Source organism: Rhizobium sp. M1 (genome assembly GCF_002531805.1).
GTDB lineage: Bacteria > Pseudomonadota > Alphaproteobacteria > Rhizobiales > Rhizobiaceae > Rhizobium > Rhizobium etli_C.
The window spans coordinates 69660-82948 of the sequence record NZ_NWSW01000027.1; the positions used below are offsets into that span (position 1 = coordinate 69660).

The 13289-nt window shown below is 57.6% G+C and carries 12 protein-coding genes; 5 read left to right on the top strand and 7 right to left on the bottom strand.

Annotated elements, in window-relative coordinates:
* Positions 1-125: 125 nt before the first annotated feature.
* The 7 genes from CO655_RS24625 to CO655_RS24655 form a co-directional block, all read right to left on the bottom strand.
* Entirely contained in the window at positions 126-749 is a 624-nt protein-coding gene (locus CO655_RS24625) for a hypothetical protein (RefSeq protein ID WP_097608674.1), read from the bottom strand.
* Positions 742-1434 (bottom strand): hypothetical protein, encoded by a 693-nt coding sequence (locus CO655_RS24630; RefSeq protein WP_141514357.1) that lies wholly within the window; start codon positions 1432-1434, stop codon positions 742-744. Before CO655_RS24630 ends, CO655_RS24625 begins: the two co-directional genes overlap by 8 nt.
* 33 nt (positions 1435-1467) lie before the next feature.
* A complete protein-coding gene (locus CO655_RS24635; protein WP_097667190.1) occupies positions 1468-2442 on the bottom strand; it encodes a sugar kinase in 975 nt (324 codons plus the stop codon).
* Positions 2442-3485 (bottom strand): ABC transporter ATP-binding protein, encoded by a 1044-nt coding sequence (locus CO655_RS24640; protein WP_097667191.1) that lies wholly within the window; start codon positions 3483-3485, stop codon positions 2442-2444. The genes CO655_RS24635 and CO655_RS24640 overlap by 1 nt, the downstream gene beginning before the upstream one ends.
* 4 nt (positions 3486-3489) lie before the next feature.
* Positions 3490-4197 (bottom strand): carbohydrate ABC transporter permease, encoded by a 708-nt coding sequence (locus tag CO655_RS24645; protein ID WP_245423904.1) that lies wholly within the window; start codon positions 4195-4197, stop codon positions 3490-3492.
* A 136-nt stretch (positions 4198-4333) separates the two neighbouring features.
* On the bottom strand, positions 4334-5281 hold the full coding sequence (locus CO655_RS24650; protein ID WP_097667192.1) for a sugar ABC transporter permease: 948 nt from the start codon (positions 5279-5281) through the stop codon (positions 4334-4336).
* Between the two features lie 4 nt (positions 5282-5285).
* Positions 5286-6842, bottom strand: coding sequence for an extracellular solute-binding protein (locus tag CO655_RS24655; RefSeq protein WP_097608679.1), 1557 nt, complete (start codon positions 6840-6842; stop codon positions 5286-5288).
* Positions 6843-7230: 388 nt separating this feature from the next.
* Between CO655_RS24655 and CO655_RS24660 the strand changes: the two genes are divergently transcribed.
* The 5 genes from CO655_RS24660 (at position 7231) to CO655_RS24680 (ending at position 13171) form a co-directional block, all read left to right on the top strand.
* Complete coding sequence (locus CO655_RS24660; RefSeq protein ID WP_020919814.1) at positions 7231-8196, top strand: sugar-binding transcriptional regulator; 966 nt, start codon at positions 7231-7233, stop codon at positions 8194-8196.
* 331 nt (positions 8197-8527) lie between these two features.
* Complete coding sequence (locus CO655_RS24665; RefSeq protein WP_097667193.1) at positions 8528-9853, top strand: NAD(P)H-dependent oxidoreductase; 1326 nt, start codon at positions 8528-8530, stop codon at positions 9851-9853.
* Positions 9854-10885: a thiamine pyrophosphate-dependent dehydrogenase E1 component subunit alpha gene (locus CO655_RS24670; protein ID WP_097667194.1), complete on the top strand. Its 1032-nt coding sequence runs from the start codon at positions 9854-9856 to the stop codon at positions 10883-10885. It begins immediately after the preceding gene.
* The gene (locus CO655_RS24675; protein ID WP_010032659.1) at positions 10885-11883 is read left to right on the top strand and encodes an alpha-ketoacid dehydrogenase subunit beta; all 999 of its coding nucleotides are present in this window, start codon (positions 10885-10887) and stop codon (positions 11881-11883) included. The genes CO655_RS24670 and CO655_RS24675 overlap by 1 nt, the downstream gene beginning before the upstream one ends.
* A gap of 1 nt (position 11884) precedes the next feature.
* Positions 11885-13171, top strand: coding sequence for a dihydrolipoamide acetyltransferase family protein (locus CO655_RS24680; RefSeq protein ID WP_010032657.1), 1287 nt, complete (start codon positions 11885-11887; stop codon positions 13169-13171).
* The last annotated feature ends 118 nt before the right edge of the window (positions 13172-13289 follow it).

Here is a 13289-nt window from a genome sequence, read left to right on the forward strand (position 1 = left end):
TCCTCAACTCAGTCTAAGATCCACCCCGGGATACAACTCTTCAATGCGGGGCGAAGTCATTGTCAGCGGCACGCGCGGTTACGCAGCTACAACGGTGCGGATATGCTACCAACTTCCACCGTCCCTCAGATTGGTGGGGGTACGGGCTCAAACGCCTCGACGTCGTCTACAGAGCGCATGCGAGCGCTGAAATTACTCGGCATCCACCAATTGGGTTGGCTGCCCAGCAACATCTGGAAAAAGCCCGCCGCGTACTCCATGTCCTGGTTCGCATTTTCCCGAAAAGACCACCAGCTGCGAAGATCATCCACCATCTGATTGATGGGAACGTCAATGTGGAATTCCTGGTCCATCGTGGCAGCATACACAGTCAGGCAAAATGTCGTGGCCACATATCCCTCCGGCCAGAAGGCCGCCGGCGAGCCCGGGTCGACGCTGGCGGGGGCGCAAACCGCCTTGATCGGCATGTCGGCTACGAGTTCGCGCAATACCAGCGAGGGTGCAAACTGAAAAAACTCGCGCCGTTCCGCCCTCTCTTTCGGTCTCTGACGGTCGACACTATCCAGCCAGCGAACAAAGGCGCTCGCCAGCTTGACGTCGTCAATCGCGAATTCGCACGCCATTGCTTCGCGGCAGAGTGCGACATGTTTATGAAAGGCTGCCTTGAACCAGTGCAGCTGCCTGACCGCCACCCTTAGCGGTTTGTTGGTTCCAGGCAGATTGTGCACGGACCGGGACAAATCAAACATGACTTGCGCACCGTTTGAGTAGCGAGGCCAGAGCCGAGATGTCTTTCTTCTGATAGAGATCCTGAATCGTCACTTGAACAGCGGCTGCAAGATCGGTGGCGGCGGAGATGATCGCGTCTCTGTCAGCGTCGTCCGTCTCCGTGAGCAATGAGAGCATTGCTGCAAAAATTGCAACGACGATGACCCTGGAGTGCGCAACCGGTGATTGGTCGTCCAACTGGTCGATTGTTATCGAGCCGTCATCTGCCAGCTGCAACGTCAATTGGGCCGCAAGCTCGAAAACATCTTGCGAATGACCCAGTCGTGCGAAGGCACGGCGGCCGGCAGTTTGGCTCACCAACGCTCTCTTGGCGCCAAGACGGCTCAAGACGAGTTTCATCGTTTGATAATAGGCGACCGAAAACTTATGGTCGGGCCGAGCAGAGGAAACGATTTCGCGCATATTTTCGGAATTCGTCGCGGGATCGCTCAAGACGGAATGTGCAAAATCGCAGACGAAATGATCGACGTTGCGGGCAAGGACTTCGAGCTCGCTCAATGCGGAAAGGGCGATCCCCGATGCCGGTGCCGGGAGCCGGCGCGGCGCAGTCTCCTTCACCGTGTCGCGCCCCTTTTTGAGGGTATAGCGCAGTGACCTCAATACGTCCTTGAGTTGCGTCGCTTGTGGAGCAAATTCTGGCGACATGCCAACCTACCCTCTTGCCTCATTGCGCCTCTGTTAGGCCACAATATCATATCGCAATTCGCGTCTGGGTGTCGCCTTAATAAATGCACGGGTCGCATCATAGCTCGCCACACCGGCCTGACTTCCCAGGCCAGTAGCGTTCAACGCGGAGGAGGCTTGACCAAGTTCGACCGCATCACGAGGCGACAGTCCCTTTACCAATCCACTCGCGAAACCGCCATTGAAGCAGTCACCGCAGCCGCATGTGCACTTTACATCGACCTGGAACGCCGGCGAGTGGAATTCCAAGCCCGTCTCGTCGTGATAGTAGGCGCCCTCGGCTCCCAAAGTGAGAATGACACATTTGGCTCCTCTGCTGAGAAGGAAAGTCGCCAGGTCCTTGTTGTGTGTCAATCCGGAAAGTGCCTGCGCTTCCTCTTCAGAAGGCAGGAAATAATCCGTATAAGGCAACAGAGCTTCGATTTTGGGAAGGTCGGCCGGCGTCGACGCGAAGACGTCAAGCGTGGTGATCACACCTCGACGGCGCGCTTCCGCCATGAGTTCCGCGGTACGACCGGAATCATCCATCCGATTCATCAGGCCGACCCCACCCACATGCAGGATCTTGGTGTCTAGAACTCGATCTATTTCCGAATCCGATACGAAGAACGCATCGGTCGCACCGCGTTTGTGCAGTGCCGGTCGCTGACCATTCGGCCGTGTCGTCACGATTGAAGAGGATGTCGTATAGCCCTCGTAGCGCCGCATCATGGTGGTGTCTACGCCGAAAGACTGCAGCTTCATATGGACCCAGTCGCCCATATCATCATAGCCCACTCCGCCGACTGCTTGCACCGAGAGGCCATACTTGGCAGCCACGATCGCCGCCGAACCGGCCGCGCCGGATACGGCCAGGGTGAAGTCTTCCACGAAAAGGGTCTGCCCCCCCGCCGGGACTTCCGCGACCGGTCGGCAAAGAGCGTCGAAGGTGTAAAAGCCGACGCAGCTGAAATCAAAGGTCGCCGACATCACCGGACTCCGATCCTGTTGCCATCACCGTCGAAATAGTAAAGCCGGCTGGGATCAAACCCGATCGATACGGAAGAATCTATTTTTGCACGGAATTCCCGGCCGGCTTTGATTTCGAAGATCTTCTCTGGAGTGCGGACGGACAGGTAGGTGATATCACCGGTCGGCTCGACGCCAAAAACGGTGCCGTGGAGATTTTCGCCGCCGATCAGGCAATCCTCCGGCCGGAAGCCGAGGGTAACCTGACCGGACAGCTTTTCAGGGCAGGCGACCTTCACGCCGGCAGCCGAGAAAACCCCATTATGTGCAGTGCCCGACACCAAGTTCATCGGCGGCGAGCCGATGAACCCCGCGACAAAGGTATTGGCTGGATCTGAATAGATCTCATCGGGGGTGCCGATCTGCTGAATTATGCCTTTGTTCATGATGACGATCCGATCAGCGAGCGTCATTGCCTCGATCTGGTCGTGTGTCACGTAAACCGTGGTCACCTTCAGGTCGCGCTGCATGTGCTTGATCTGGACACGCATGCTGGCACGCAGCTTCGCATCGAGGTTGGAAAGCGGCTCGTCCATGAGAAAGACTTGCGGCTGGCGAACGATAGCGCGCGCCAGCGCAGCGCGCTGTCTCTGGCCGCCCGAAAGCGCGCCGGGTTTGCGCTCCAGAAACGGCCCAAGTTCAACCATATCCGCGGCACGACGAACGAGGCTATCATGCTTGTCCTTGGGGATGCGCCTCATCCTTAAGGGAAACCGAATGTTCTCGTAGATCGACATATTCGGGTACAGGGCGTAGCCCTGGAAAACCATCGCAACGTCTCGATCGCGGGCATCGATCTCGTTCACAACATTGCCGCCGATCCGTATCTCTCCGCCCGTCGGGTGCTCCAGGCCAGCAATCATGCGCATGGTCGTGGTCTTCCCGCAGCCCGACGGCCCCAAAAGGACCAGAAACTCCTCATCGGCGATATCGAGAGTGACATCCTGGACCCCAAAGAAGGAGCCGAAGCTCTTCACGATGTTCTTAAGTTCAATAGAAGCCATGGAATTATCCTTTCACAGCGCCCATGGTCAGGCCGCGCGAGAGATGCTTCTGGATCAGGATGACGAGGATCAAGATCGGAGCGAATGCGAGGAACGAGACGAGTGCGATTGCGTTGTAGATCACCCCGTCGGAGCCGCCTGTGAAGTTGGCGAGCGCAACGGACATCGTGTAAGCCTTGGAGGTCGATGCGATGAGAAGGGTGAACAAGAATTCGTTGATAGCGAAGATCGCTGCTATTACCGCCGCGGTGATAATACCGGGCAGGCAAGCCGGGATCATGATTTCCCAAAGAATGGTCAGGTCTCCGGCGCCGTCTGTCCGTGCCGCGTCTTCCAGTTCCTTCGGGATATCCAGCATGTAGCTGCGAATGATCCAGGTGACGAGACTGAGATTGATGGCCGCGTAAATGAGCATCAAAGCCCAGACGGAATCCAGCAAACCCATATTCTTGAACAGAAAGAAGATCGGCACTGCCACGATGGCCGGCGCCATCATACGCGTCGACAGGATGTAAAAACCGATGTCCTCTCGGCCACGGAACTCATAGCGAGCCAACGCGAAGGCTGCGGGAATTGCCAGCAGCAGATCAATGACGACCGAGCCCGCCACTGCAACCACCGAGTTTCGGAGATATGAAGCGATCGGCCAGTCGCTGACGAGCAGGCGCCAGGCGTCCAAGCTCCACGTCGGCCAGTAGATCGGCCGTGGCACGATGATTTCCGTTCTTGGCCTGAACCCTATTGTGAGGAACCAGATGATCGGAACAAGACAAACAAGCGCCCAGGCGACAAGGATGATGTAGCGAAGAAGGAGGCTTTCACCGCCGTTTTTTCGAATGCTGGCCATATCATGATTTCCCGGATTTGAATGCGCGCTTTACGACAGTCTGGGCGATGACGATCGTGAAGATCAGCATCAGCACCGATGCCGCCGACGCGTATCCGAAATTGAACATCCTGAAGCCCTGACGATAGATGAAGTAGCTCATCGTCTCCGTTGCCCCGCCCGGTGTGCCTTGGGTCATGATGTAGACGTTTGTGAACATCGTCGTGATGTCGATGCCGCGAAGCGTTACGGCGACCACGATGATGGGCCTCATCATCGGCAGTGAGATGTTCCAGAAAATGCTGCTCCAGCTTGCCCCGTCCAATCGGGCCGCTTCCTCGATTTCCTCATCCTGACCTTGAAGAGCTCCGACGAAGATGATGAAAAGAAACGGTGTCCACTGCCACACGTCCGCGACGATCAGCGTCAGTCTGGCTAGCCAGATAGACGCAAGCCAGTCGACATTGTTGGAGACTAGTCCGATCGACATGAGAATATCGGAAATCACCCGGCCATCATTGAAAGCAAGCTTCCAGATGAACGCTACCGCCGACGGCATGAACAGCATCGGCATCAGGAAAATGATGCGCCAACCGCGGACAAACGGGTCCCGGTAACAGAAGAAGGCCACCGCCATCGCGATCACCGACTGCAGGACCAGGGATATGCCGCCGATGACAGCGGTATTTCCCAAAGCAGCCCAGAATTCACGATCCTGGATGATCCGTGTGTAGTTGCCGAGCCCGACCCAAGACCAAGTGACGAACTTGACGACAAAGAGGCTTTGATAGATCGCGAACAGACCTGGATACAGGGTGATCGCGAGTAGGTAGGCTACAGCAGGTCCAACCAAGAGATACGGGAAGACCTTCCTCGCCGTAGCCGAACGGGGACGAGGTCTTGCGGGTAACTTTACGTTGGAGGCGGCGAACGCCGCCTCCGTTTCAAGTCTTTGAGTTGAATGTGTCATGATCTTAGAAAGGCAGTGCCTTGCCCTTGCCTACATAGAGGCCTGGCTCCGCGTCCGAGTAAGCAATCGGGGCGCTTCCACCGGAGAAGCCATTCTTCTCCAGAATACTCTTCCAGGCTTTTTGCCCGTTCTCGAGGGCTTCTTTCGCTGAAATCTGACCGGTGACCGCCCGGTTGATTTCATTCCCGAGCGCCTGCTCCATCTCGAACATCCCGGGAATGCGCGGCGCGCACCACGCATGTTCCAGACTGTCCGCCCACACCTTCATGGGCTGGCTGACAGCACGGAGACGTTCGTTGGCAAGAACGGACCGGTAGCCCGGAGCAACACCATTCGCATTCGCTTCGTTCATCGCCATGATAGACGAAGTCGTGAGGAATGCGAGCATAAGGAACGCGCCCTCGGGGTTTTGCGATGTGGCTGCAACGCAGGAGGTCGACCCGGCAATATTCGGCGGAGCGAAGACGCCGCCTGAAATGCGAGGCTCGTAGATGGTAACAAAATCATCGACGATCTTCGACTGATCAGGCCGCATGGCCTGTGTGCCGCTGTCCTGCCAGCTGATATTCGCTGCAACCTGTCCGCCAAGCCAGGCGGCACGGTTTTCACCCCAGCCGGCGCCGGATACGCCTTCGATGGCGTTTTTCTGCAGAGCCATGATGATATCCATGGCCTTCATCCCGGCATCACTTGTGAGCTGCGGATTCCATTGACTGTCGAACAAGGTAAGGCCAGCTTGCGCCGCGATATGCTCCCAGGTGTAGGTGGCCCAGAAACCACGGGCCGCCATCAAGCCAACACCCGCTACGCCGCCGCCGAGCTTGTTTGCTTCGGCCGTGACGCGAATGAGCTCGTCGTAGCTAGGCACGGATTGGGCTCGATCAATGGGGCCGCCGAGAATCTTCTCCATGATCGACTTGCGCAGATGCACCATCTGAACGTCGCAGTCGAACGGGATGCCGACCAGCTTGCCGCCGACGTAGCCGTAGTTCAGACGATAGGTATCATAGAAGTCGTCCAGCGGCAGTTTCCACTTGTCCGCATATTCGCTGAGGTCGGCGAGGAAGCCTGGGCCGGCGAAATCACCGAGCCACGGCGAGAAGAACTGCAGGGCGTCGAAGGATGCGTTGCCGGAAATGAATTCGGAAACCGCCTTGTCATAGAAGCTGTCATCGGGGATCGGAACCAGCTCGACCTTGATGCCTGACAATTGTTCAAAGGGCTTCAGCCCCTCAGCTGCCGACTCTTGGTCAGCAGCGCCTACGGCAAACCTGACGGTTTTCCCGCTCTGTTCAGAGCGAATTTTTTCCCAATCCACCGTACGGATCCAGTCCTTCGCTGGGTCCCACAGTGGATCGTCCGACATCTTGTAAAGCTTGCGGTAGTCCTCGCGGACATAATCCTTGACCGAAATCTTGTCCAAAACCGACTGGATATCCGGCAGACCCGATTGCGCGAATGCGGGCAGCCTGAGGGCCGAGGCCGCGCCGGCAGCAAGCCCGAAAGCTGCGGAATGCCTCAGGAATCCGCGGCGCGATACGCCCGAACTTAAGACTGTCATGTTGTACTCCTCCCAATCTGAATAAATCAGTTGAATGCCAATGGAGGCAAGACTGTTTCGGTGCGGCCTCCACTCCGCTTCCATCCCCAGCATTATCCTCTAAGGCGAGAACATTTGCTAACAGAGAATACAATGTGTTCATAACGCTCGGCTGTCAACCGGTTTTTCGACCGAGATTGCGGGGCCAGGAGTGAACATCACGATTTATTTGGATAACTTTGTGCACTGCGGCGGCGCGGAGTGCGCCTATTTCTTGCCGATCTATGCACTGCGAGATAAATCCTGTAACGAAACTCATGAGGTTGGGACGGGCGCCGAGATCACGGGAAAAGCGCTGATTTCGTGCCAATGTCACCTGCCGACCTTAATGCACCCGAAAGGAAGCTAGATGCAGATCACGCCTCCAGTTGCCATGGTTCAGAGCGATTCTGAGAGGCTGCGAGCGCGAGTCGCATGGCTCTACCACATCGAGAATTACACGCAGCAGGACATCGCCGCCCAATTGGGCATCAATCGGGTAATGGTCGTCCGACTCTTGGCGGAAGCGCGTCGGCGCAACGAGGTGCGCGTGACCATCTCCTCGCCGCTTTCCGATATGATCGCCCTTGAAAGAGAGCTGGAGACGACGTTTGGGATCAAACAGGTCATTGTTGCGCCCTTCGCCGATACTGAAGGCGACCCAACGAAGGTCATTGCAGCAGCAGCCGGAACGCTGATTACCGGTTTGATGCATTCCGGCATGATTGTTGGCGTGGGTTGGGGGCGCACCCTTTATAATACCTTGCCATTTATTGCCGGGGCCGCCCTCGACGACTTTCGCGTCGTCTCACTGCTCGGAGGCATTTCGGCCGCGCGTCGCTTCAATCCTGCCGAGTTTGCCTGGCAGTTCGCAGAGCTTTTCAAAGGCGAGGGTTTTCTGGTGACCGCACCGGCAGTGGTGGATAGCCCCGAGACGAAGCATGCGCTGCTGGAAAGATGTGGACTTGCCGCGATTTTCGAAATGGCGGATAAGCTCGACGTCGCACTTCTCTCGGTCGGCGGGATCTCTGCACTGACGACGAGCTATCGCACCGGGTATTTGAGCGAGGCTGACCGTCGGTCTTTGATTGACGCCGGAGCCGTCGGAGACGTGCTTTATAATTTCATCGACAAGGACGGCAACGTTATCGACCACGAGGTTAATGCTCGGGTGATATCAGTGAACCTCGAGCGGTTACGGCGCACACCGGAACGCATCCTAATCTCGGGTGGACCCGAAAAGCTGGCAGCGCTTCGTGCCTGCCTTGTTACAATAAAGCCAACAACCTTGGTGACCGACGAGCAGACTGCGGGCGCCCTGCTGGCGTCAGTGTAAATCGATCGCCCGGAGCGCCAACGGACCGGAAGTGGCGCTCTCCCATTTTTGCGATAGTGTGCGCAGTGTAGCCTGCGCACTATCCCGCGCGGCAAATCGCGTAATCCATACCAGCAACAAAATCAATCACGGCCGCGGCACGCTCTTCGGGTGCTGGCTTTCGCTTGCCCGCGAGGGTAATCACTTGCGTTCCATTGAGTTACAAAAGTTCTCGTTTTCCGCACAGGATGAGCGCCAGCGGCATTTTGGATGCCAAGTTGAGAACATATTGATTGACTGAATAACAAATGTACAGTACCAATCTGTCTCGGATGAATTCGGGAGGAATGGAATGCCCATCAACGTTGCGCCAACCGGGCTTGCACGCGATCTCATGCGTCGAGAGACCGAGGGAAAGCCTATTCGCATTGGACTGATTGGAAGTGGGGAGATGGGCACCGATATCGTGACCCGCGTCGCCCATATGCAGGGTATCGAGATCGGCGCAATCTGCGATCTCAACGTCACTCGTGCCCGCGAAGCCGTCGATATCGCTTACCGGGCCGACGGTCATCATCGCGATGCTGCAAGTGCTGACCAACTCAACAATGCGATCGAGGCGGGCAAGATCGCCATCACAGCCGACTCCGCCAATATTCTGAACAGCGGCTTGATCGACGTCGTCGTCGATGCCACCGGCGTGCCTGCCGTCGGTGCGGAGATCGGCCTTGCAGCCATGGAGCATGGCAAGCATCTCGTGATGATGAACGTCGAAGCCGACGTTACCATCGGCGCCTATCTCAAAAGTGAGGCTGAGCGGCTTGGCGTTACCTATTCGCTCGGAGCGGGAGACGAGCCATCGTCTTGCATCGAATTGATCGAGTTTGTTTCGGCGATGGGTCATCCGATCGTTGCGGCAGGCAAGGGCAAGAACAACCCATTGAACATCGATGCGGTGCCGGACCAATACGCCGAAGAAGCGGCGCGCCGGAACATGAACGTTCGCATGCTTGTCGAATTCGTCGACGGCTCGAAAACGATGGTTGAAATGGCCGCCATCGCAAACGCAACAGGTCTGGTGCCGGATAAGCCCGGCATGCATGGCCCGGCGGCCACGCTTGACGAACTGTCGAAGGTTCTCGTGCCCGAAAAAGACGGCGGCGTACTGACGAAGGCAGGTGTTGTCGACTATTCGATTGGGAAGGGTGTTGCCCCTGGTGTTTTCGTCGTTGCGGATATGTCGCATCCGCGGATCTCGGAGCGCATGGAAGATCTGAAGATGGGCAAGGGGCCGTATTTCACCTTTCATCGGCCATATCATCTGACCTCATTGGAAGTGCCGCTCACCTGTGCCCGTGTCGTTCTATACGGAAAGCCGGACATGGTGCCTCTGTCTACGCCTGTGGCTGAGGTATGTGCCGTGGCCAAGAAGGATCTCCAGCCTGGCGACAAGCTCGATGCAATCGGCGAGTACTGCTACCGCGCCTGGATCATGACCGCGCCGGAAGCGCGCAGCGCCTCTGCCATTCCATGCGGAATGCTGCAGGGAGGCAAGGTGACCGCGCCGATCAAGAAGGGTGAACTGATTACCTACAGCAACGCATCGGTCGCGGAAGGCTCTCGTCTAGCCGTCTTGCGTGCCCGGCAAGACGCTCTCGTTTACGGCAGGGAGGCGTAAATGGCGAACTCAGCAAGAGCGATGAAGAGTGCCGAGACCAGCAATCTGCCCTTCATCTACCGACAATATACACGTGACCAGCTGCTGGATGCTCTTCGGAAGATGCACCTCATCCGCCGGTTCGAAGAAGGCGCTGAGGAAAGCTACACACGTGGTCTCATCCATGGGACGATGCATCTGTCGATCGGTCAGGAAGCCAGCGCTATGGGCGTTTGCCTCCCGCTGACGCAAGAGGATCAGATCACCTCGACCCATCGAGGCCACGGTCACTGCATCGCCAAGGGCGCGGATGTCAAACGCATGTTCGCTGAGTTCTTTGGCAAGACGACCGGCTATTGTGCCGGCCGCGGCGGTTCCATGCATATTGCGGACGTTACGACCGGCAACCTCGGCGCGAATGGTATCGTCGGGGGCGGCCTGCCAATCGCCGTTGGTGCCGCGCTGACATCGAAGCGCCTGAAGACCGGAAAAGTGGTCGTCTGCTTCTTTGGTGACGGCGCAAACAACGAAGGAGCGTTCCACGAGGCGCTGAACATGGCTGCCGTTTGGAAATTGCCCGTTATCTTCGTCTGCGAAAACAATGGCTACGGCATGTCGACATCGACCGCGCGATCGACGGCGGTTGCCAATATCGCAGACCGCGCCAGCGCTTACAGCATGCCCGGCGTCATCGTCGACGGCAACGTGCTCTCCGAAGTGGCAGAAGCCACTCACAATGCTGTCGAGAGCGCGAAGCGCGGCGAGGGACCATCCCTCATCGAGTGCAAAACCTATCGTTATCGAGGTCATTCGAAAAGCGACCGAAATCGCTACCGCACGAAAGACGAAATTGAGGACTGGATGAGCAACCGCGATCCAATCGCTCGGTTCGAAACAGAGCTCCGGGAGTTTGGTGTCGCGAACGACACTGAACTCGCGGCAATCCGCAAGTCTGTCGAGGACGAAATCGCCGCCGGGATTGAATTCGCAAAACAAAGCCCGATGCCTGAGATTTCCGGTTTGGCCGATAACGTCTACACGGAGCAAGCGTAATGGATACCACGGTTCGAGAGCTCAGCTACTCCCAAGCAATCCAGGAAGCCATGGCGATCGCGATGGAAGCGGACGAGCGCGTCATCCTGATGGGTGAAGACATCGGTGTCTACGGCGGCGCTTTTCAGGTCACCGGCGATCTCATCGACAGGTTCGGACCTGATCGCGTGATGGACACGCCGATTTCCGAGCTTGGCGGCGCTGGCGTCGCGGTCGGTGCCGCGATGACCGGACTGAGACCGATATTCGAATTTCAGTTCTCAGACTTTGCCGCTCTGGCGATGGAGCAAATCGTCAATCAGGCCGCCAAAATGCGCTACATGCTCGGCGGCGAAGTCTCGGTGCCGGTTGTCATGCGGTTTCCAGCCGGCTCCGGGACCGGGGCGGCCGCCCAGCATAGCCAGAGCCTGGAGGCGTGGCTTGGACATGTCCCCGGTTTGAAGGTTATTCAGCCGGCAACTCCACATGATGTTAAGGGCATGCTGCTCGCCGCCGTCGCCGATCCCGACCCGGTGATGATCTTTGAACATAAACTCCTCTACAAGATGAAGGGACCGGTTCCGGAAGGCCACTACACGGTTCCTCTCGATAAGGCAGAGATCCGCCGACAGGGTAAAGATCTTAGCATCGTCGCGACGTCGATCATGGTTCATAAGGCGCTCGATGCGGCCGAACAGCTGGCAGCGGAGGGGATCGACGTCGAAGTGATCGATCTCCGTTCGGTGCGTCCGATCGATAGAGCGACTGTGATCGCAAGTGTGAAAAAGACGACAAGGCTGCTCTGCGTATATGAGGGCGTCAAAACGCTGGGAGTCGGTGCAGAAATAAGTGCGATCATCGCTGAAAGCGACGCATTCGACTATCTCGATGCACCGATTGTCCGCCTTGGCGGCTCCGAGACGCCAATTCCCTACAATCCGGAGCTCGAGAAGGCTGCCGTTCCGCAAGTCCCCGACATTTTCAATGCCGCGCGGGACCTTGTGAGGGGAGTGCGATAGCATGGCGACGGAAATCATCCTCCCCAAGGTCGACATGGATATGGCGACCGGCAAGATCTCGAAGTGGTTCTTCAAGGAAGGTGACCGCGTCGGGAAGGGCGACGTGCTGTTCGAAATTGAAACCGACAAAGCGGCAATGGAAATAGATTCCCCCGCTGCGGGGATTCTTCGCAATGTCAACGGCGAAGAAGGCGTTGATATCGCGGTCGGCTCGGCGGTCGCTTGGATCTACGAGGAGGGCGAGGAACATCAGGCCGCGTCTGCGCCATCTGCGCCGGCCCTTCCCGCAGAGACGGGGACTTCGGATGCGACCGATCTCGGCTCAATCAGCGCACCGCATCATAACGCATCGGCGGGTGCCGGGAGCTCAATTCGGGCTACGCCCTTGGCAAGGCGCCTGGCACGGGAAAACGGTATCGATCTGGGATCCGTGGCCGGGACCGGTCCGCATGGAAGGATCCGGAGCGCTGATGTTTCGAAGGCTCGGGGTGCCGAAGCACCACTTGCCCCGTCCGCGCCCGCCGGCGCGCAGCATGTCGGGCAGAAAGCTGCGTCCGATGGGTCCTTGGCGCTGTTTGCCGAAGGCACGTTCGATGTGCAGCCTCATACCCCGATGAGGAGAACGATCGCCCGGCGATTGCTGGAGGCGAAGACAACCATTCCGCATTTCTACCTGTCGCTCGACTGCCGCATCGATGCTCTGCTCAAGCTGCGAGCCGAGCTCAACGCGTCGGCGCCGATGGCAGATGGCGCGCCGCAATTCAAGTTGTCGGTCAATGACATGGTCATCAAGGCCTACGCGCTGGCCCTTGGATCAACACCCGACGCGAACGTGTCCTGGACGGAAGAGAGCCTCTTGCGTCATCATTTCGTCGATGTAGGGGTTGCCGTTTCCGTGGCGGGTGGTCTGATCACGCCAATCATCCGGCATGCGGAATCGAAGACGCTATCCACGATCTCGAATGAGATGAAGGATTTGGCTACACGCGCCCGATCGGGAAAATTGAAGCCGGCCGAGTACCAGGGCGGCACCGGAGCAATATCGAACCTCGGTATGTTCGGGGTGAGGGAATTCGCCGCGATCATCAATCCTCCCCATTCAACAATCCTGGCCGTTGGTTCTGGGGAGAGAAGGCCTGTCGTCAATGCTGAAGGCGACTTGTCGAGCGCGACTGTCATGACTGTGACGTTGTCAACCGACCATCGTGCGGTAGACGGTGCTCTCGGCGCACAGCTCCTCGGAAAGTTCCAGGCGTTCATCGAGAATCCGATGAGCATGCTGATCTAGCTTCCTCCCAGGCCTCGGGGGATCTTGTCACGAGGCGAAGGCCTCGTGACGGATCCCCCATCTTTTCAAGGAAAACAGATGTCCTACGACGTCATCATCATCGGCTCCGGCCCCGGCG

What these genes read in the sequence shown, in the direction of transcription:
- CO655_RS24625 (WP_097608674.1), bottom strand. Translation starts at nt 749, where the DNA reads ATGTTTGATTTGTCCCGGTCCGTGCACAATCTGCCTGGAACCAACAAA.
- CO655_RS24660 (WP_020919814.1), top strand. Translation starts at nt 7,231, where the DNA reads ATGCAGATCACGCCTCCAGTTGCCATGGTTCAGAGCGATTCTGAGAGG.
- CO655_RS24630 (WP_141514357.1), bottom strand. Translation starts at nt 1,434, where the DNA reads ATGTCGCCAGAATTTGCTCCACAAGCGACGCAACTCAAGGACGTATTG.
- CO655_RS24680 (WP_010032657.1), top strand. Translation starts at nt 11,885, where the DNA reads ATGGCGACGGAAATCATCCTCCCCAAGGTCGACATGGATATGGCGACC.
- CO655_RS24655 (WP_097608679.1), bottom strand. Translation starts at nt 6,842, where the DNA reads ATGACAGTCTTAAGTTCGGGCGTATCGCGCCGCGGATTCCTGAGGCAT.
- CO655_RS24670 (WP_097667194.1), top strand. Translation starts at nt 9,854, where the DNA reads ATGGCGAACTCAGCAAGAGCGATGAAGAGTGCCGAGACCAGCAATCTG.
- CO655_RS24650 (WP_097667192.1), bottom strand. Translation starts at nt 5,281, where the DNA reads ATGACACATTCAACTCAAAGACTTGAAACGGAGGCGGCGTTCGCCGCC.
- CO655_RS24665 (WP_097667193.1), top strand. Translation starts at nt 8,528, where the DNA reads ATGCCCATCAACGTTGCGCCAACCGGGCTTGCACGCGATCTCATGCGT.
- CO655_RS24635 (WP_097667190.1), bottom strand. Translation starts at nt 2,442, where the DNA reads ATGTCGGCGACCTTTGATTTCAGCTGCGTCGGCTTTTACACCTTCGAC.
- CO655_RS24675 (WP_010032659.1), top strand. Translation starts at nt 10,885, where the DNA reads ATGGATACCACGGTTCGAGAGCTCAGCTACTCCCAAGCAATCCAGGAA.
- CO655_RS24640 (WP_097667191.1), bottom strand. Translation starts at nt 3,485, where the DNA reads ATGGCTTCTATTGAACTTAAGAACATCGTGAAGAGCTTCGGCTCCTTC.